The organism is Fulvivirga imtechensis AK7 (genome assembly GCF_000331535.1).
In the GTDB taxonomy this organism is placed as follows: Bacteria; Bacteroidota; Bacteroidia; order Cytophagales; family Cyclobacteriaceae; genus Fulvivirga; species Fulvivirga imtechensis.
This window is the reverse complement of sequence record NZ_AMZN01000012.1, coordinates 16499-37603: the sequence shown is the minus strand read 5'-3', so window position 1 is coordinate 37603 and position 21105 is coordinate 16499. Positions and strand designations below refer to the sequence as shown.

Annotated in this window: 17 protein-coding genes; 7 read left to right on the top strand and 10 right to left on the bottom strand. The window is 42.0% G+C overall.

From position 1 onward, the window contains the following. Positions 1–44: 44 nt before the first annotated feature. From C900_RS04385 to C900_RS29130, 3 genes are all read right to left on the bottom strand, one after another. Complete coding sequence (locus C900_RS04385) at positions 45–317, bottom strand: hypothetical protein (protein ID WP_009578417.1); 273 nt, start codon at positions 315–317, stop codon at positions 45–47. Between the two features lie 127 nt (positions 318–444). Then, positions 445–750: a hypothetical protein gene (locus C900_RS04380; RefSeq protein WP_009578416.1), complete on the bottom strand. Its 306-nt coding sequence runs from the start codon at positions 748–750 to the stop codon at positions 445–447. 89 nt (positions 751–839) lie between these two features. After that, entirely contained in the window at positions 840–1055 is a 216-nt protein-coding gene (locus tag C900_RS29130; protein WP_040495646.1) for an HTH domain-containing protein, read from the bottom strand. A gap of 695 nt (positions 1056–1750) precedes the next feature. Here C900_RS29130 and C900_RS04370 point away from each other — a divergent pair. Next, a complete protein-coding gene (locus C900_RS04370) occupies positions 1751–2185 on the top strand; it encodes a helix-turn-helix domain-containing protein (RefSeq protein WP_009578414.1) in 435 nt (144 codons plus the stop codon). Position 2186: 1 nt separating this feature from the next. On the opposite strand, the gene C900_RS04365 is transcribed toward C900_RS04370, so the two are convergent. The 3 genes from C900_RS04365 to C900_RS04360 form a co-directional block, all read right to left on the bottom strand. Continuing rightward, entirely contained in the window at positions 2187–3470 is a 1284-nt protein-coding gene (locus C900_RS04365; RefSeq protein WP_040495645.1) for a tetratricopeptide repeat protein, read from the bottom strand. A gap of 152 nt (positions 3471–3622) precedes the next feature. Further along, positions 3623–3781, bottom strand: a complete 159-nt coding sequence (locus C900_RS29710) for a hypothetical protein (protein WP_157493890.1) — start codon at positions 3779–3781, stop codon at positions 3623–3625. 369 nt (positions 3782–4150) lie between these two features. Continuing rightward, complete coding sequence (locus tag C900_RS04360; RefSeq protein ID WP_009578410.1) at positions 4151–9067, bottom strand: tetratricopeptide repeat protein; 4917 nt, start codon at positions 9065–9067, stop codon at positions 4151–4153. Between the two features lie 271 nt (positions 9068–9338). Here C900_RS04360 and C900_RS04355 point away from each other — a divergent pair, with 271 nt between their 5' ends. Together C900_RS04355 and C900_RS04350 are read left to right on the top strand one after the other, a co-directional pair. After that, positions 9339–9698 carry a hypothetical protein gene (locus C900_RS04355; RefSeq protein WP_157493889.1) on the top strand — a complete coding sequence of 120 codons (360 nt, stop codon included), beginning with the start codon at positions 9339–9341 and terminating at the stop codon, positions 9696–9698. Between the two features lie 133 nt (positions 9699–9831). Beyond that, positions 9832–12084, top strand: a complete 2253-nt coding sequence (locus tag C900_RS04350) for a TonB-dependent receptor (RefSeq protein ID WP_009578407.1) — start codon at positions 9832–9834, stop codon at positions 12082–12084. A 165-nt stretch (positions 12085–12249) separates the two neighbouring features. On the opposite strand, the gene C900_RS04345 is transcribed toward C900_RS04350, so the two are convergent. Together C900_RS04345 and C900_RS04340 are read right to left on the bottom strand one after the other, a co-directional pair. After that, the gene (locus C900_RS04345; RefSeq protein WP_009578406.1) at positions 12250–13479 is read right to left on the bottom strand and encodes a hypothetical protein; all 1230 of its coding nucleotides are present in this window, start codon (positions 13477–13479) and stop codon (positions 12250–12252) included. 265 nt (positions 13480–13744) lie between these two features. Then, a complete protein-coding gene (locus C900_RS04340; protein WP_009578405.1) occupies positions 13745–14524 on the bottom strand; it encodes a LamG-like jellyroll fold domain-containing protein in 780 nt (259 codons plus the stop codon). Between the two features lie 231 nt (positions 14525–14755). Here C900_RS04340 and C900_RS04335 point away from each other — a divergent pair, with 231 nt between their 5' ends. Beyond that, the gene (locus tag C900_RS04335) at positions 14756–15223 is read left to right on the top strand and encodes a DinB family protein (RefSeq protein WP_009578404.1); all 468 of its coding nucleotides are present in this window, start codon (positions 14756–14758) and stop codon (positions 15221–15223) included. 242 nt (positions 15224–15465) lie between these two features. Here C900_RS04335 and lpdA read toward each other — a convergent pair whose 3' ends face one another. Then, entirely contained in the window at positions 15466–16860 is a 1395-nt protein-coding gene (gene lpdA / locus C900_RS04330) for a dihydrolipoyl dehydrogenase (RefSeq protein ID WP_009578403.1), read from the bottom strand. Positions 16861–17383: 523 nt separating this feature from the next. On the opposite strand from lpdA, the gene C900_RS04325 reads away from it, so the two are divergent. After that, positions 17384–17698, top strand: a complete 315-nt coding sequence (locus tag C900_RS04325; protein ID WP_157493888.1) for a hypothetical protein — start codon at positions 17384–17386, stop codon at positions 17696–17698. Between the two features lie 139 nt (positions 17699–17837). After that, positions 17838–19181 (top strand): sigma-54-dependent transcriptional regulator, encoded by a 1344-nt coding sequence (locus C900_RS04320; protein ID WP_009578401.1) that lies wholly within the window; start codon positions 17838–17840, stop codon positions 19179–19181. Here the strand turns inward: C900_RS04320 and C900_RS04315 are convergent. Beyond that, positions 19178–19861, bottom strand: a complete 684-nt coding sequence (locus tag C900_RS04315; protein WP_009578400.1) for a response regulator — start codon at positions 19859–19861, stop codon at positions 19178–19180. The genes C900_RS04320 and C900_RS04315 overlap by 4 nt on opposite strands. A gap of 479 nt (positions 19862–20340) precedes the next feature. On the opposite strand from C900_RS04315, the gene fabG reads away from it, so the two are divergent. Beyond that, the gene (gene fabG / locus C900_RS04310) at positions 20341–21087 is read left to right on the top strand and encodes a 3-oxoacyl-[acyl-carrier-protein] reductase (protein ID WP_009578398.1); all 747 of its coding nucleotides are present in this window, start codon (positions 20341–20343) and stop codon (positions 21085–21087) included. The last annotated feature ends 18 nt before the right edge of the window (positions 21088–21105 follow it).

Genomic DNA, 21105 nt, shown 5'->3' with positions numbered 1-21105 from the left:
GGTTTTAGAATTTTGAGTTCGAGCAGGTTTTTCCAATAATCTTTCTAATCTTTGAAAAGCAGACCTTTCTTATATTTATTCGGAATTACCAAAGCGCCCAACATATCGTAATACCTTGCCAGCACCTCTTTATATAGTGGAGAATTGTCCTTCACGTAAACACACTGGTGGTGCGATAACAGAAAAAAAATGCTCAGACTGCATTTTGAGACTTGTATTGTCTTTTGACCCAGGTCAACCAATACTACGCGCCAACCTTCTTGTATAAAATATGAGTCTTTCATTATCCTGGTATAGTCGTATATCTTCATCTTCATTAATTAGTGTTTGTAAGAAAACTCTAAGTGGCTTTAAGAAAACGTTCCCGCCAAAGGGCGGGACGAAGTCCCAAAAAGCGGAGCGTGGGACAAGCGTACCGCAGACATTGACGTTTTCTTAGAGACACTAATTAGAAGGATAATTGACTTCATCTCTGATGATCATCATGTGGACCCGGTCACGCAAGTGATTCAGGCCTTGTAGATGATCCTGAAAATGCTTGTGAAGTTTTCGAAACTCTTCTTCATAGAATTCATAGCATCCGGTTTTCTTAAGTAGCGGTATCAGATCATCACCGTATAAGTGGTAGCCAAAACCGATATTCGCCTGCTGATAGGTATATAATATTTTGTTGGTTTCCTCAATTAAAGAATTGAGGTTCGTTAGCAGCAGGTTATACTTCTTTTGTGATTCTTCCCATGTAGTTTTCATGCACTTTCATTTTTTAAATTTTTTGCCACATCCCGGGAGATGGCAAGGCACATCTCCCGGTCAGCGGCTATTTTCAACCTAAAACCGTCTTATAAATTTTCATAGACGAAGCTTCTTTTGGATTCGTCATATCTGTTTATCCTCCCGATTTCATTAAAGATGTTCAGGTAGTTATAGACGTGTCTTTTCGATATGTTCAGCTTTTCTGCCAATTCTGTTACGGTTCCTGTTGATTCACTTTTGATCAACTCATCGAGATAAAACATTTTCTTAATTGCGTGCTTTAAGGCCAATTTCTTATGCATTAAAGTGGACAATTAGGATATGGATACGCTGAACCCGGTTTTTAGGGGATTTCTGAAGTTCAGGTTTTTGTCAAAGTGAATTTTCGCGACCGTCTGCCGGGAATCCTGTGAAACAAATTCGAGAACGGCTTTTCTACGGACACAATTAATTCCGATAGTCGACAGCATTGATCCACATCGATATTCCAACTCTTCGTGCGCCAACCAGCAAATGCGGTAACTTTTTATTTGCTGGAAGGCGGTGGTAACAAAAGAATTGCTAATATCGGAGGTACATAGCTCCAATCTTGGATACAGTAGTGTTGTGTTGGTTAACATGGCTGGTTAGGCTTTATGATTAATTAATATTTGGTTTTTTGAATGTTTATCAAGTCAAATAAACATTTTTTTGAATATTTATTCAAGTAGACCTGAGAAATATTTACATGAAGCTCGTGTTTTTCTTCAATAACGGCTACGTGGCCAGGTTGAATAAGGGCTTACGGTACAGAGAGTGACGAACAGGTGCTGGTTAGTCTAAGTGCAAGTGGAGAGAAACGAAAAATGAGTAACTTGTCGAGCGTAGCAACCGGCAAATACTTTTTGCATGAACCGGTGGTTCACAGATTAATTTGTTTTCTTATATTTAGGAACCAAATTTAACATGGCGCCTCGCTGCCATCAATATTTAGTAACACAACTTGTACTCGACTAAATTGGCAAAATCAAAAAATAAAATAGCTTTTTTTCGGAAAAGACGCGGGTTCACCCAAGATGACATAAGGCAGGAAATTTATAAAAGAACAGGAAAAAAATTTACCCAGGGCACTATCTCATCATGGGAAAATGGTAATACTGCGCCTGATATGAATATTTTGAATATTCTGGCGTCCATACTTGACGTAAGCGTCAACGCATTTTACGAACCTGATCAGGAGGATGAAGATATCATTAATCGTGCTGAACTGGCCAGATTCGAACAAGACCTTCGGGAAGCGAAATTAATGTTTAGCCGGGATCAAACAAAAGAGGCTTTTACCAGACTGGAAACTTTAAGCGGTGAAATGCTTGAAAAGCTATCGACACTTTCAACTTCTTATGAAAAGATGAAAGTACAGGTAAAGGCAGTAAGGGAAATAATGAAGATATAGCTCATCCGGCCAATACCTTCCTCACCAAATACGCTCTTCTTAAATGTATGAACAAAGGGATCGCGATCAGGATCGCAACAAGAATGGCAATGGCCATATACACCCTGCTTTCCTTCAAAGCGGCCACTAGTTCTTCAACCTGCCCCTTTAAAAGAGGGACCTCATAATTTACCTGAAGCATGTACTGATTATTCAATGACATTAATTTGTGATTCAATTCATCTATCAGGGTCAATTGTTCATTATAGAGATTTTCATATAACAACATTTCCTTGCCGTCAGGGTATTGATTCTTTTCGGCTTCTATGTTGTGTATTTTGTTTAGCAACTTTAGCGCCTTTAACAGGTCGCGGTTAATAATATCACTCTTGGTATCAAGAGCAATTGATCTCAAATATTCACTGGCTTTCGAATATTCACTTCTTTCAAAATGCAACTGTCCAAAATTTAGAAGGGTTATACCTCTTAATTTAAAATCCGGGTCCCGCACCTGTTGCACTAAATCCAGGGAATGATTAAAAAGGTCTGCAGCTTTGTCGAACTTTTCTTCGGCCAGGTATGATTCACCAATATTATTAAATGCAATTATCTCTTTTCTTTTTTTGTCGGTGAGATTGTCTATTGAAATTGATTTTAAATAGTTGTCCCTGGCAAGATCGTATTTCCCCTCCTCATAATAAGATATTCCCATCCGGTTATAAACAAGATTTAAAATATATGAATCGCCATTGGCTTGTAAAATCGCCTTATTATATTTTTCGATAGCCTCGCTGTGTTTGCCCTTCGCTGCCAAACATCTCCCTATGTTCAAATTGATCCAGGAAAAATAGGTTTCGTCCCCTTCATTGCTAAATAGCTCGTAAGCCTTCTCAAAATATTTCTGCGCGTTGTTATAGTCTTCAGCCAGCAAGAATATATCGCCCAGATTATAGTAATTGTCTGCCAGATGGAGATATTTTTTCAACGCCTTGAATATTTCAATAGCATTCACATAGTTGGAAACTGCCTTATCAAGAGCTCCCTCTTTTGTATCGATATAAGCCAGAATTCCGTATGCTTTACCAAGCCACAATTGATTGCCAACACGACTGGCTAATTGCTTCTGCTGAAGGGCATAATCATATGCAAGGCCGGGATCAGTCGGATACAATCGCTTGCTGAGTTGGTAAAGAGCCTCCAACCTGACTTCCTCTCTTGAGCTTTCGGCCAGAAGCTTTAAGCTATCTATATCCGAGGCTTTGGCTGCAAAAGAAAGCAATAAGGCAAACGATATTAAAAATTTCATTTTTTTACTATATTTACTGGTTTCAGTCAGCAAAATACAGTAATAATTCAAAAAAGCAGAAGCCTCAATTCTGCAATATAAACCCTTTCCTTACACCTGATTGATATAATTGAACTCAATATAATTATTGGCTTCTATCCATGCACTTTATGTCAGTCTCTCGGGGGTATCACAGGAGGATCTTCTTCCCCAGTATCAAGCTGCTCGTGAGTATCGAGGAAATCTGGTGTGATTTCTTCAGATTCATCAGCACAGGCAGTAAAGCCTAACCCGCCAATTATTATTCCAAACGCAAAAATTAATCTTTTCATGCTCTTTTCATTTTGTTGTAACTGTGACATGAAATAACGGACAAAAGCAGTGCAATAAAAATGGATGTGAAGTTGGGAGTTACTCCTGTAATGAAAACTACAGCAGTGAAGGTCGTTTGTAAATTATGGTTCCATCATTGGATTTTTTATTCTTAACAGCCGAGAAAAGATCTGTACCAGAAAAAAGGAATTCATACAAATTCACTCCACTTATTCCAATCATAGATCAAATATTACATGCTCCCCAATTGATGCCAGTGAAATTTAGTAACACCAATTAACCTTTCACAACATTATTGATTGCAAAAATTCTGGCATTAACAAGTTACAAAATTTAAAGGCAACTTAATATCCCTTTCATGGCGTGCCCTATTTACAATATTGTTTAATAAAATAAGAGGCCTTGGCATCGCCTAGTTCCAGGGCTTTCTTCCAGCTTTCGCACGCTTTATCGGTTTCCTCAAGCTGATAGTGAATATTACCCTTCACTTTATGATATGATGCTTCCGATGTCTTTAGCTCTATGGCTTTGTTGATAGCCTCCAATGCCCCCCCTACGTTGCCTGATGACACCTTGGCGTTGGCCAGATGGAAATAAGCGCTGGCATCTTCCGGTGTGAGCTGAATTACTTTATTGTAGTCGGTAATAGCCCCCTCGTAGTCCTCATTTTCCTCCCTTAGATAAGCCCGGTTATAGTAGGCATTTGCATTATCGGGCTCTTTTTTTATTACTTCATCAAGGTCGTTGGCTGCCGCGCGTGTATTACCTATGAAGAGATTGGCGCGTGCCCTGTCCATATAAACACTTGCATCCTTTTTTCCGGCATTCATCGCGTTTTGAATATCTCTCAGGGCTCCTTCGTAATCCTGTGTTTCTATCAGCGCTCGCGCCCTGTGGTAATAGGTATCACCGCTTTTATTGCCTGCTTCTATCGTCTTATCAAAATAAGATAGCGCTCTGATATAGTCGCCCAGGTAATAATAAGACTCCGCCAGGTAAATGATCACTTCTCCATCCGGCTTTTCTTCCAGCTTCTCATACTTTGATAGATCTTTGGCGGCTTCTCCATACTTCTGCATGGCAAAATAGGTTTTTCCCCGGTTTTCATAAGCACGCGCATAACTGCCATCATTCCTGATAGCGTCTGTATAACTGGCAACAGCCTCATCAAATTTATCAAGCAACTGATAGGCTTTACCCCTATTATTGAAAACGATAGGATTGCTCACCCCGTTTTTTATGGCTACATCATAGTCATTGATAGCGCTTTCATAGTTCTTAAGTCTGAACTTTGCGTTTCCGCGGTGAAAGTGCGCTGATCCGTAGTTATTTTTTGCATCAACAGCTTTATTCAGTGCCGAAACAGCACCTTCGAAATCATTTATTTCATAAAGTGCATGCCCCAGGTTATGGTATACCTCTGCTTCGCTGGCACCCAATTCCACTGCTTTTTTAAGATCGGCAGCAGCCATTTGATATTTTTCGAGTTGGTAGCCTGCCATACCACGATTAGTGTATGTTTCAATGCCTTCCACGCCCATTTGAATAGCTTTATCCAGGTATGGTAAAGCATCTTCATATTTTCCCTGGTAATAAAGGGCATTTCCAAGCCCATAGTAAAGCAACTTGTCGTTCACACCAAGTGCTCTGGCTTTTTCAAGGGCTGCCACTGCTCCCTGATGATCTTTGGTCTGAAATTTTGACACGCCCAGGTACAGGTACTCATGCATTCCTCCCTGGCCGGCATCTATGATCTTGTTGAGATCTGTGATAGCCCCTTTATAATCCTCAGACAAGTATTTGGCTGTTCCTCTGTTGAGCAAAGCAATATTGTAATCAGGCTTGATCTGAAGCGCTTTATCAAAGTCAATAATGGCCTGAACCAGTTGCTTGTTGATCATTTTGGCTTTACCACGATTGTTATAGATAATTTCGTCATTAGCGCCCAGCGTAATGGCCTGGTCATAGCTTTTAATAGCCTGATCATACTGCTCAAGACGGAACTGGGCATTTCCAAGATGGTACAAGACCTGCTTGTCTTTAGATCCTTTGGCCACGGCTTTTTGCAGATTGACTGCTGCATCTTCATAGCTCTTTAGTTCGTATTGGGAGATACCCATGTTGGCATAAAGCCCGGCATTATCGATACCTCCTAATTGTGCCTGGGTGAGGTCGGCAACAGCGCCACGGTAATCCTTCAGGTTGAACCTTGCCAGGCCTCTCTTCTCATATATTTCTGCAGATTTTTCTCCCAACTCTTCCGCTTTATCCAGATATTCAGCCGTTTTTTTGTAATCTTTATCTTCAAAGCTTAACAAGCCGCTATAAACATAAATTTTTGGCTCCTTTACCCCTTCCTTGACCGCCTTTTCAAGATAGGTCCTGGCCTCCTGCTTATTCCCCGTTTCATAATAGGCCAAAGCCAGCATTTTTACCACCTCTTTGCTTTGCCCTGAGGCCTCTTTTGCCTTTTCAAGATCGGAGATGGCGCCAGTATAATCCTTTAATTCAAAGCGTGCAGCGCCCCTGTTAAGCAAAGCCCTCCCATAATCCCCTTTCAGAGCTATTGCTTTGTCAAAATCTGCAACCGCACCCTGGTAATTCTTCATTACGAGCTTGGCTTTTCCCCTGTTATTGAGCACCACATGATCATCAGCCTTTAAACTGATGGCTTTATCATAAGCGCCAACTGCCTTTTGCATCTCATTCTTCGAATAATAGATATCTCCAAGGGATTTGTAAGTATCGTAGTCTGCAACTCCCAGAGACAGGGCTTTTTCGAAATCTTCAAATGCTCCGTCAACATTGTTGGAAGTATATCTGGCGTGACCGCGGTAGCGATAGAGGTCATTGTTTTGAACGCCCCCGTTTAGTGCCTGGGTTATATATTCCTCTGCTTTGGCATTATTTTTACTCTCGTAAGCCGCTATACCCAACATTTCATATACCTGAGGTGTGGCCTGACCTGCTTCGGCTGCCTTTACCAGGTAGGTATAAGCCTCCTTAGCATTACCCGTTTTATACAAAGCCGTTCCCAGTTTCAAATTCAGTTCTTCATTGGTAGCTCCGCGCTGCATAGCTGATCGCAGGTCTTTTACAGCTCCTTCAAAATTGCCACTGTTAAAGCGAGCAAGACCTAACTTTTCATAAACTTCGGGATCTGAGCTACCTGATTTCTGAATGGTTTCATAGTCGGCTATTGCTCCCGCCCAGTCTTTCATAGCATATTTTGCAGCAGCTCTGTTTTCCACTGCTTTGCCATAATCAGTTTGGAGGGCAAGGGCCTGGTCAAAATCCTTCACCGCTTCGGCATGCTTCCCAAGATAGAATCTGGCCTTCCCCCGGTTATTAAAAATCACCGCATCAGTAGCCTGTATAGCTATGGCCTTGTCATAATTGGCTTCTGCCAGGTTATATTCTTCCTTTTTAAACTGAAGATTACCTAAATAGAAGAATGCGTTATAATCCTTTGTACCCTTATCGATGGCTTGTTTGAGATCAGGCAAAGCGCCCTCTTCATTCTTCAGTTCATAGCGTGCCAATCCCCGGTATAAATAGTTTTCAGTGGCATTGTTGCCTTTATTCAGCGCCTCGGAAAGGGTGGTTTCAGCAGCAGCATAATTCTTACTCAGAAAATAGGCTTTCCCCAGTTTGGTGGTCAGGTCCTGCGCTTCCACATTGGCACGTTGGGCCTGCTCATAATACTGCGCTGCTTTTTTATAGTCGTTTTTTATGAAGTAGACATTACCCAGATAATAGGGCAATTCACCAATCTTACTGCCACGCTGTATGGCACTTTCCATATCTTTGATGGCCTCATCATATTTCTCCAACCTGTACAAGGCTATACCTTTTCGGGCAAAATTTTCATCCGTAACCTTACCGGAACTGATCAACTGAGCATAGTCTGCAATGGCTGCGTCCCATTTTTCAAGCTTAAAATTTGCCTCCGCACGATTCTCGAGCGCCTTGTCATAGTCAGATTTCAGTGATAGCGCCTTATCGTAGTCAGCGATGGCTTCCTGATATTTATCCAGGTAAGATCTGGCTTTCCCCCGGTTATTGAAAACCACAGGATCTGTTGCTTCAATGGCTATGGCTTTATCGTAGTTGGCCTCCGCCAAATGATATTCCTCTTTTTTGAATTGCAGGTTGCCAAGGTAGAAGTAGGCATTATAATCTTTCGCGCCCTTTTCCACAGCGTGCTTCAGGTCCTGCAGGGCCCCTTCCTCATTTTTAAGCTCATAGCGTGCCAGCCCTCGGTAGAGATAGTTATTCAGGTCATTGTTCCCTGCGTTCAGAGCATTGGAAAAAGTGGTTTCAGCAGCAGCGTAGTTCTTACTAAGGAAATAGGTCATTCCTAATTTTGTCGTCAGATCATCAACCGCTACATTAGCTCGCTGTGCCTGTTCATAATACTGACCGGCCTTTTTATAATCTTCTTTGGCAAAATAAATATTACCCAGATAGTAGGTCAGCTCAGGGATCTTACTGCCGCGCTGGATCGCACTTTCCAGATCTTTGGTTGCCTCATCATATTTCTCCTGCTGGTACAAGGCAATACCCTTTCGGGCAAAATTTTCATCCGTAACCTTTCCTGATTTGATCAACTGGTCATAATCAGCGCCTGCTTCACTCCATTTCTTCAACTCATAGTAGGCCTCTGCCCGGTTTTCCAGGGCTTTGTCGTATTTACTATCTGCTGCCAGCGCCTTGCTGTAATCTTCGACAGCTCCACTATAGTTCTTTAAAATGAATTTTGCTTTACCTCGATTATTAAACAGCGTAGCATCTTTTCTCCCTGCTGACTCGGCCTGATCATAGTATTTTATGGCGTCCTGATAGCTCTCCAGCCTGAATTTGGCATTCCCTAAATTGAATAGCGCTTCGGCATCCTTGAAACCGGAACCCACAGCCTTCTCCAGGTCGCCCGCCGCCCCCTGGTAGTCCTTTTGCTCATATTTCACAAGCCCTCTGTAGCCATATAGCTCAGGGGAGTCTATCCGGGCTTTTACAGCATTGTCAAAATCGGACTTTGCTTTGTCATACTCCTTCAGGTGATAATAGGAGATGCCTCTTTTGACATACACCTCAGTGTTGCTAAACTTGGAATTGATCAACTGAGAATAATCGAGTACGGCACTGCGAAAATCTTGCTTATCAAATTTTTCGTTGGCTTTGGCATAAGCCTTCTGAAGTGGATCGCCCTGTTCATCCTGTGCCAGGGAGAAGCCTGAAATAAGGCTCAAAAATAAGATTGAAAGTAAGTAAAAGTGCTTATTCATATTCATTTCAAAAAATGGCCGGATAGTAAAGTTATTAAAATACGGCTTTAAACGATATTTTTTAATTTAAAATCATTGCCAGGGGTTGAAAAATACAATGGCTTCATGTTCTTCAGATACCGATCAATAATCAATTTACTAAAAATTTGATCAGGAGCACAAATTGATGGCTCAGTTGTAAAAGAATACCGTTTAGAAAAAACACCTTTACGCAGATGACGCTTTTTAATAAAATTGCAAACTAAACACTGCCGAAATCCTTAAAGCTGACTTGAAGAAATATTATACTATAGTTTTATTCTTTTTCTACATTAGCACATTCATGGGCTATGGTATTTTTACTATTGCTCACGATATTTTGCATCATATTCCTAACATAATTCACCACCACGACCACCACCATGCTCATCATGTAGAGGATCACAGTGAAACATTGGGACAGCTCAAAGAAACAGGATCAGAAGATACTGATACACTAAATCCGTTTGAAGTGACATGCTTGATCAATTTTCTTCCAAAGAATAATACCCTGAGCATGACACGTCCGCTTGATTATGAAATTATCATCTCGGTGAACCAAAATTTGGCAAAAGTACACCGCCGGTCACCGCCAACTCCTCCTCCTAACTAATAGCCCCTTCTTCGCCACAGATCAGTCGCAACCAGCGCTGGTCATTACTTTACATTTTCAATCATTGACAAGTCACCTGCAAGGAGACCTCAGGCAGCCTATGCCTGAAATGTCAGTATATTAAAATATTTTTATGAACAAAATAACACTAGTTTTATTCATAATAGCGATCTGCTATTGCCCGGAGATATTAGGCCAGGTAGTAATTAGTGGTGTGATTTATGAAAAAACCAACACAGCCTTACCAGGAGCCAATATCACTGTAGATAATGGCCAAGGCACTTCGAGCGATATGCTTGGCCGTTTTAAATTAATACTTAAACCAGGGGATTATGCTATCACAGCATCTCATATTGGATATGAGAGTCTACAAATAAATGTTAAAGTTGGCAGTGAACCTGTTGATAACGTTGATTTCCATCTGACCCCTGGTGAGATTGAACTATCTGATGTGGTAGTTACCACAGAAGAAGCCAGAAGTTTGAAAAGGATCTCCGCTTATGATATCAAACTCAGACCTACCGGATCGTCACAGGATGTTTTAAGGTTGGTGCCGGGATTGTTTATCGCTCAACATGCCGGAGGGGGAAAAGCAGAACAGATCTTCCTACGCGGCTTTGATATCGATCATGGTACTGATATCGCTTTATCTGTAGATGGCTTGCCTGTGAATATGGTCTCGCATGCTCATGGACAGGGGTACTCGGATCTGCATTTTCTGATACCTGAAACGATTGAGTCTGTCAATTTTAATAAAGGCCCTTACTATGCGGAACAGGGTAATTTTAATACCGCAGGCTACGCTGCCTTCCAAACCTTGACCAGGCTGGATAATAGCATGGTCAAAGTTGAGGGAGGTCAGTACGGTACACTGAGAGCAGTGACCATGCTGGATGTACTCAACAGGCAGGTTGCAGGCAATAGAGAACATTTGTATCTGGCATCAGAGATTAACCTTACCGATGGCTATTTTGACAGCAATCAGAATTTTTCCAGGATAAATTTTATGGCAAAGTATGCAGGTTATTTAGGAAATGATCGTTTGCTCAAGATCGTTGCCTCTAACTTCAGCAGCCAATGGGACGCATCGGGGCAAATACCCCAGCGAGCTATCAACAGTGGTCAAATAGGCCGATTTGGAGCTATTGATGACACAGAGGGAGGAAAAACCGGGAGAACGAATCTTAACTTACAATATGTAAGCAGTCTGCCAAATGACGCTATTCTTTCTCATCAGATGTTTTTCACCAGGTATGACTTCAAATTGGTATCCAATTTTACTTTTTTCTTAAATGACCCTGTCCACGGTGATCAGATCACCCAGTCGGAGAACAGGTATATTTATGGCTACAACGGCACCTTTGAAAAGGAGGGGCAGTTGAAGGGTGCAAAAATAAAATCTGAGGTAGGCGCGGGGTTTCGGTTTGATGATATAGAAGACATCCGCCTCTCTCATACCCTAAACCGAAAAGAGGTGCTTGAAGACCTGGCAAGGGGTGATATTTCTGAAGTAAACCTGTATGGATATGTCAGTGAAACGCTCCATCCTGCTGCTGATCTTGCTATAAATGCCTCCTTACGCTACGACTACTTCATGTTCAGCTATGTGGATGCACTTTCTACAGCATACGAAAGACAAACGGAACGTAAAGGCGCTGTGAGCCCTAAATTGAGTATTAACTACAGGCTAACCCCTGCTGCTACGCTATTTGTCAAGGGAGGACTTGGTTTTCATTCGAATGACACCCGTGTGGTTGTGGCGCGTGAGGGGCGTGACATACTCCCCAAAGCCTATGGGCTGGATGTAGGAGGTATTTTTAAGCCTGCTCCCAACATAGCTGTTAATATTGCGCTATGGCAGCTCCACCTGGATCAGGAGTTCGTATATGTAGGTGACGAGGGAATTGTAGAGCCATCAGGAAAAACCAGAAGGAAAGGTGTTGACCTGTCGATCAGGTATCAATTGTTAAAATGGTTATACCTGGACACCGATATTAACTATACTGATCCCGAAGCTGTAGACGAGCCAGAGGGTGCAAATTATATTCCGTTGGCACCTACATTCACGAGTATCGGAGGGCTTAGCGTCAGGTTTGCAAACGGGATCAACGGTAGTCTCAGATATCGCTATCTTGATGACAGGCCTGCTAATGAAGATAATAGCGTGGTTGCTAAAGGTTATTTCCTGCTCGATGCCGTGGTGAACTATAGGCAACCAAAGTACGAAATAGGTATATCAGTAGTTAACCTGCTAAACCGCAAATGGAAAGAAGCCCAGTTTGACACAGAATCACGGTTATATAATGAAACCACTGCTGTATCTGAGATACACTTTACTCCCGGAAGTCCTTTTTTCTTTAAAGGGAGTATCAGTTATTTCTTTTAAGACCGATGGAAGGTGTCTCAAAAGACCAAACTCAAAAACTGAAAGTCATTCTGACGCAGGAAGAATCTTACTAAGATCCAAAACACCTGCCTTATAACTTAGTAGGTCCCTCGTCACGTCGGGATGACTGGTCTTTTGAGACAGCTCCTATTGGTTTCCTGTCAATTACTCCACATTAGCGCCCACATCACCCTGCGCCACCAATGTAGCCAGATCGTCAGCGCTCAAGTGTACATTGATGTGACCGTGATAATTGATCAGATCATCGTAGGTCATAGCCTCTCCTTCATCAGTTTCAGTAATATTCGTACTGCTTATGCCCATACTACTAACATTTGACAGGCTAATGGCTATATCTCCAGGCGCCTCCGCCACCGAGCCTACATGTATGTGAGCAGGATGATCACCGGCAAATGTAGTACCTGCCAGATCGATCACTACCAGTGTTTCATCATTCGCCCTTTTATGAAAAGTAGCTGTTCCTGTAACGCCAGGTACATCGACCGCAGTCAAATCATAAGCCTCACTTTCACCTGTAAGTGCATTTTGACCTATGTCACCCTGCGCTATCAGAGTGCCCAAATTATCAGCGCTTTGATGCACATTGATATAACCATCGTAGCTGATAAGCGCTTCATAAGTAAGGGCGTCACCGTCATCAAATTTTGCCACATGGGTCATACTCATACCTGTTTCTCCGTTTACACTATTCAGGGAAACAACAATGTCACCTCCTTCAGCAGCCGTATTCATGTGTATGTGTGCCGGATGAGTACCACCTGATGCTGTGTTATCCAGATCGATAGTAACAAGTGTTTCTCCATTCACTCTTTCCTGGAAAGTAGCCACACCCTGAATATCAGGATCTGATACCGAAGCAAGGTCATACTGAACAGACTCACCTGTCAATTCGTTGCCACCAATGTCCCCTGCTGCAACCAGTGTTTGCAGATCACCAGGACTTAAATGTACATTAACGTGTCCGTCAAATTCAAGTAATTCTTCATATGACAGGCCCGATTGATCATCAGCCTCTGTAACAATAGTAGTACTTTTTCCAGTATTACCATCTACAGAAGTCAGGGTCACTGCTATATCGCCACCTTCCACTGCTGAATTAAAATGGATATGTGCCGGATAAGTCTGGTCCGAAGAGGTGCCTGTAAGATCAATTTCGACAGAGGTAGTACCATCGGAAAGCTCGTGAAAAGTGACCTCTCCACTTATATCATGATCAGAGACAGAAGCCAATGTATAGGTTTCTGAGTTGCCGGTCGGAACAATACCTCCACCGTTATCACCATTATCATCATCGTCACAGCCCGCTAGTACAAAGCCAAATAAAAGCATGAACAGAGTTGCTAGTGTATAATTTTTAAAAATCAAATGTTTCATAGTTTCTGTTGTTTTCGTTACCAAAATTGTTATCTCAAACCCAACCATACAACACACTGTATTACAGTCACTTACTTATCTAACAAAGTTGTAAATGAAAGAAGAGGCCACCTCAAAAGCCACCACGTCATTCCAAACTTGATTGGGAACCCCTAAAATAGTGCAGAAACTAATCAGGGGATCCTGAATCAAGTTCAGGATGACGTCAGAAGTAGGCTATTGTGAGGGCCTCCTCCAACACTGAGAGGCCAAAGATCCGGACCTGTCACTCAGTCGAAGAGCCTTTTTGATAAAGCGCTTTTACTTCGCCCGAGGTGATGGGTTTATTAAACAGATAAATACCTTTCATTACACCTTTAAAATCCGGGTCAAGCTGACACCAGTTAGAATGGCCAATGTAATTTTTATTACGCTGAACATTAGCTACAGGGTGACCATCTGCCTTTTCAGCAGCTAATTCTCCGTTTATATAGATCTTCATTTCGCCTGAGGGTGAAATACTTGCTGCATAGTGCATCATTTTATTGTTGACTATCACATCTCTGGCTATTAATCTACCCTTTTCCCTGTTGGTCGTAGAGTCCGTGTCTATCCAGCTTGTCAACGCCAGGCTGTTTGACCGGGCAAGTCGTGAAAAGGAGATGTTCATTCCGCCATGTTCGCCCCATCCATTTCCCAGATCTACTATTCTTTCAAAATAACGCTCTTCCTGGAATTCCACCCAGGCAGCTATACTGAAGCCTTTTTCCCAAATAGCGCCCAATGTGTCCAGCTTTATATAATCACCTCCGATTTGCCCGCAACCATTGTCTTCGTCAGTGGCATTGAATACATACGCATTATCTCCACGAAGCTCGGGATCACCAATTAATTCAAAGTCTAATTCGGTAGAGTCGGAGTCTGTTCCGAAGGAAAAAGTAGGATCAGGAAGAACAATTTCTTCCTCAGGTTCCACTTCATTTCCATCATCGTCTGAGCAACCGGCTATCATAAAAGCCAACGCCAGACACAACATTTTTAGCCAGTAAATATTTGATTTCATCATTTTATCGTTTTTAGGTATTTCAAATTGGTCTTGTGCAATAAATTTTACACTGCAACATTCACACCCAAAGGCACTTACAGATGAAGATCATGTACCTCAAATAGCAAAAACCAGTAGTTAATAAGTAAGGAAACCATGTTTGACCACCTGACGATTTGATTATTTTTTTAGAGAAATGAAACCAGGTTTTGTTGTAATTTGACTGATTCTATTATTAAATTAGAATCCTCTATGGAACATTTTCATCAACAATATGAGTTGATCCGCGGATCACGTGAAGTAGTTTTTGACTACTGTGAACGATTAATTCCTCAACACTTTGTAGAAGAAATTAATCAACAAGGGGCAAGTCTTCGGCATCTTCAGGTACATATCGCCAATGTGTATATACATTGGCTGGCCAATTTTTCAATGAAAAAAAATACCCCCTATTTTGACGTGGAATCGATAAAAGATATTACCTCGGTCAGGCAGGTTTTTACAAAAGTTGATAAATTGGTAGCAGAATTTCTAAGACAGTTCCCGGAAGGCGATACCTGTATTTCAGGAGTACTGCCCGGACGTGACAAAATGGAATTCGGTGCATTGACAGTCTTTACTCACGTGGTGACACACGAGTTTCATCATAAGGGTCAAATGATGACGATGCTTCGGCATTTAGGATACCCACCCCCTGATGCAGATGTTATCCGTTTTTAGCAGATGAAAAGCAAAAAGGATGCATCAAAACCAAGATATCGTCATCGCGATCCCAAAGTTTTGAGACATCCTCCTCTTTATGCCTAAGTAGTGTCTGTAAGAAAGCGCCAATGTCTGCATTGCGCTCGTCCCAAAAATGCTCACGTTCCTCAGTACGCTCCGCTTTTTGGCACCTCGTCCCGCTCTTTAGCGGGAACGTTTTCTTAAAGCACTTAGAGTTTTCTTACAAACACTATGTAATATTAAATATGAATCACTTCATCATAAGCTGCTGCTGCTGCTTCCATCACCGCCTCTGACATGGTAGGGTGTGGATGCACCGCCTTGATTATTTCATGTCCTGTGGTTTCTAACTTTCTCACAGCTACAATTTCCGCTATCATTTCGGTAACATTGGCGCCAATCATATGTGCGCCCAATAGTTCACCATATTTCGCATCAAATATCAGTTTTACAAATCCATCTTTAGCGCCGGCAGCGCTGGCCTTACCTGAAGCGGAGAAAGGAAATTTACCTACTTTAAGTTCATAACCCGCTTCTTTCGCAGCCGCCTCGGTATAACCCACGGAAGCCACTTCCGGACTACAATATGTACAGCCTGGAATATTGTTATAATCGAGAGGATGAGGATTCTCTCCTGCAATTTTTTCAACACAAATGATTCCTTCAGCAGAGGCTACGTGAGCAAGTGCAGGGCCGTGTACGATGTCTCCAATCGCATATACCCCGGGTATGTTAGTTTTATAGTAATCATCAACGATCACCTTTCCTTTATCATTAGCGACACCTATATCTTCCAGTCCTATTCCCTCGATATTGGTGGAGATACCAACTGCCGACAGCACAATGTCACAGTCGATTACTTCTTCTCCCTTTTTGGTTTTTACGGTTGCCTTACATCCTTTACCTTTGGTATCTACATGTGTAACTTCGGCACCGGTCATGATCTTCATTCCAGCTTTCTTGAAGCTTCGTTCGAGTGCTTTCGAAACCTCCTCATCTTCAACAGGAACTATTCTTGGCAGGAATTCAACAACAGTTACGTCCACTCCTAAAGTATTATAGAAGTATGCAAACTCAACACCTATGGCTCCTGAGCCAACAATGATCATTTTCTTAGGTATCTTATCCAATACCAGGGCTTCACGATAACCGATTATTTTCTTTCCATCGATAGGCATGCTCGGCAACTGCCTTGAACGACCGCCCGTAGCTATAATAATGTGATCCGCGCTGTATGTTTCTACTGTACCATCCTCAGTGGTAACGTCTATCTTTTTACCAGCCTTCAGCTTGCCAAATCCCATGATAGCATCTATCTTGTTCTTCTTGAACAGAAATTGGATACCCTTGCTCATACCATCAGCCACACCCCGGCTTCTTTTCACCATTCCTTCGATGTCGGCCTTTGCCTCCTTTACAGTAATTCCATAATCAGAAGCATGGCTGATATATTCAAAAACATTAGCACTTTTCAGCAAAGCTTTAGTAGGAATACAGCCCCAATTCAGACAAATGCCTCCTAATGATTCCTTTTCAACTACTCCTACTTTCATCCCTAACTGAGAAGCCCGAATAGCGGCAACATAACCACCGGGTCCACTTCCTAATACTAAAAGGTCGTATTTCTTTGACATGTTTTATATGTTTAGTTTCCTGTTTTAATAGTGGGAGAGCAAATTTAAACGAAATGCCTTTAGAAAAAAATTCTATTCCCGCTATGGATCTATAAAGCAGGCGTCCCTTCTGTACCTAATACTGGCTGTTCGGTATCAGTCCACCTGATAGATCCAACAACTTTTGTATACCATTACACATCAACCTGTAGGATTTTTCCACACCCCGGACAACAACACCCTTTATGAGGGTGATTATTAGTGCATGTAAGAAAACTCCAAGTGGCTTTACGAAACGTTAGTGCCAAAGGGCGGGACGAAGTTCCAAAAGTGAAGCGTACTGTGGTATGAGAGCCTTCTTGAGACAAGTATAACGCAGAGACTGGCATTTTCTTAGAGACACTATTTAGAGACACTATTAATATAAAATCAGCATTTTAATTGTACCAACCGGTTTTGGCACAGTTATATCATAGGGTAACGAGAGAAAGAAATGATTTTTAACCGTAAAAGATTATTAGTAATGAAACTAACTAAAATTTTTATGGCAGCATTCGCAATAATGTTTGCTGCAGTAATATCGACAAATGCAACCATAGATGTAAAAAATGATGTAGTGACTGTTAATGTAGATCCTACCAAAACGGAGATCACCCCATCACAACTTCCTGCTGATGTAAAAGATGCCATAATGGATGGTGACTATGCTCAGTGGAATATCGAAAAAGCATATAAGATCACTTACACCCCGGAAGATGGTGACGAGGCCAAAGTAGAGTATGAGGTGCATTTCTCCAATGATCAGGGACAGAAGGAAATTGAAGTATATGATGAAGAAGGAGAGTTAATAGAAGACTAACGATCACATTCACAGCAAATAGCACTTCTTTAACTCCTGAAAGGCTCACTTTACCAAGTGGGCCTTTCTTTTTATGAAGTTATGAGTGACATTTACAGCCTTCATTTGTTAAAGACATAACCATAAGCAAAATCCTTAAATGGCAAGTATACTAATAGTGGAAGATGACGCCTCGTTTGCTACTATGCTTCGCGGCTTTTTGAAGAAAAACGGGTTTGATTGCGAGCATGCTTCAAACGGCATGATGGCTTTGAAACAACTGAATGAAAAGTCATATGACATCATCCTTTCTGACCTGAAAATGCCTGATCTCGATGGCCTGGATCTGCTTCGGGAAATCAAGAACAAAGCACACGACTGTATAGCCATTATCATGACCAACTATGCACATATCAAAAGTGCTGTCAAAGCTATTAAACTGGGTGCATTTGAATATATAGCTAAGCCAATCAACCCGGACGAACTCCTCAGCATTATCAACAAAGCGCTGGAAAAACCGACTGCCAGGGAAACAGGAGCAAAAGAAACCTCAGGTTTTGAATTTGTACATGGCAAAAGCGAAGATTTTAAAAGGATTGTTCAGCATGTGGAACTGGTGGCAGGCACAGATATGTCGGTGTTGATATTAGGAGAAAGTGGTACCGGTAAAGAATATATAGCCCGCCTTATCCACCAACAAAGTAAAAGAAAAGACAAACCCTTCGTTTCGATAGACTGTGGGGCACTTTCGGAAAACCTGGCTGCCAGCGAATTATTTGGACATGTAAAGGGAGCATTTACCGGGGCAATTAATGATAAAGACGGGCAATTTAAGCTGGCCAATGGCGGTACACTTTTCCTTGATGAGATAGGTAACCTGTCGTATGAAATACAGATCAAACTGCTTCGGGTACTTCAGGAACGAAAGGTTAGAAAAGTAGGAGGTACTAAGGATTTTGACGTAGATGTAAGACTGATCACAGCTACAAATGAAAATCTGAACCCCAATACTTCTTCAGAATCTAGCTTTCGTGAAGACCTTTTCCACAGGATCAACGAATTCCAGATCAATATACCCCCGCTGCGGGAGCGGAAACAGGATATAGAAGTGTACGCCTATTATTTTCTGGAAAGGGCCAATAAAGAATTAGGCAGGGATGTGAAAGGTTTTTCAAAAGAGGTTATGGATGTATTCATGAACTACGACTGGCCGGGGAATATCAGAGAATTAAAAAATATGGTAAGAAGATCGGTGTTGCTGGAAACTGAAGAATATTTAACTGCTGATAACCTGCCTGAACTTATTGCCAGCGAAGAAAAAGTTACCGCAACACCTGTTGCCCCGCCAAAAGACCTGAAATCACTGGCGGTGGAAAGCGAAAAAGCGCTGATAGCGCAAACCCTTAAAGAGGTGAGGTTCAATAAATCAAAAGCGGCCAGAATTTTAAAAATAGACAGATCAACACTTTACAATAAGATCAGAAAATATGAACTGGAGGGTTAAGCAGAGGTTTTATGTTTTACATTTTCTAACAACTGCCCGGATAGCGCCCTTATTTGGGCATAGGTCTCTTTCAACTGCCTGGGAGTAAGGTCTTGGCCCTGAGTTTCCAGCTTTTGAAGCAGGCCGTTCAATGACTTATTTCCATAGTAAGCCACGGATGAGAGCATTTTGTGAGCACGATTTTGCAGTGCCGTGACATCTATCTTCTCTATCTCCTTTTGCAGCTCGTTGAGGTCATTTGTATAGTTCTCGATAAAGGTGGTGATATAACTTTGCAACAATTCCTGATCCCCACAGGCAAACTGGTACACTTTGCTAAGATCGATATCGTCAGACTCACCATTTGCCAGGTGTCTGATGAGGTCTATTTTATCGCTCGTCAAGGGCTTTGAAATGGTTAGGTCAGCAGTATGTTCGTATTGATCCGTAGCTGTAAGTACTACTACAGGCCCTCTGGATTTGCTTTTTATATTGCCAAGCAGCTCCTCGGCATTATAGCCATTCACATTCAGGTCTGTAACCACTATATCATAACCGTTTGAACTCAAAGCTCCGAGAAGTTGCTTATAATCGGAAAATGCGTGTACTGAAAAGCCATTTTGCTCCAGTTGAGCCTGCACCATTAAGCGGGTAAACTCATCATCTTCAAGGTATAATATGGTTTTATTCTGTGACAGCATCTCGTTTTCTTCTAAAGCAAAAATCAGGCCTTATCGGATCAATTCCATCAGCTTCTTTTGCCAGTGTAGTTTCTTTTAATTTTCTTTGAGCCAAGAGTTGATGAGAAACAGTAGACAAAAGCAATAGGCATCGAGAAATAAGGATTACGATAATGAAAGTCCTGTCGCAATATATGCATGAAATGACATAAGGCTAAGCCATACCAACCCCGCTAGTGATCGGGACAGGCCAAAGATGAATAATCGGCAGTTGACAGAAGCAGTAGGCAAAGGAGGGTTCGGCCCCGAAGCTGGCACGGTGGTCAGCAATCGTTAATCACTGTTTAGCAGGCCGTCAATGCAATAATGGACACTATTAATCAAAACACTTACAGCTTGAAACTTGTTACTTGCAGCTTAATTCGCAAATCAAAAATCGTGAATCGTAAATACAATCTCAATACTGAATACTAAAATCTCAATACTAAACATATATATGCATGAAACTATTAGAAGGTAAAACCGCTCTCGTAACGGGAGCATCCAAAGGCATCGGTTATGCTATTGCGCAAAAGTTTGCAGAACAAGGTGCCAATGTAGCATTCACTTACCTATCCAGCGTGGAAAAGGGCCAGGCCCTGGAGAAGGAGCTGCAGGAAAAAGGCATAAAGGCCAAAGGATATCGCTCTGATGCCTCTGATTTCGCAGCCGCTGAGCAGTTGATCAACGATGTGGTCAATGATTTCGGTTCTCTGGATATATTAGTAAATAATGCCGGCATCACCAAAGACAACCTTCTACTCAGGATCAATGAATCTGATTGGGACAGCGTGATCAATATTAACCTGAAATCGTGCTTCAATACGGTAAAAGCCGCTACAAAAACCATGATGAAGCAGAGAAGCGGATCGATTATCAATATGACTTCCGTAGTGGGCCTAAAAGGAAATGCCGGGCAGACCAACTATTCAGCATCCAAAGCAGGCATCATTGGTTTCACAAAATCAGTAGCCCTTGAATTAGGTTCAAGAGGCATCAGATCCAACGCGATTGCGCCCGGCTTTATAGAGACTGAGATGACCGATAAGCTGGATGAAAAAACCGTACAGGGATGGCGTGACGCAATTCCTTTAAAGCGTGGAGGTAGCCCGGAAGATGTAGCAGATGCATGCGTGTTTTTGGCTTCCGATATGTCTTCATACATCACCGGTCAGGTGATCCAGGTAGATGGCGGTATGCTAACCTAAGTGCGGAGCGCTTGGCGC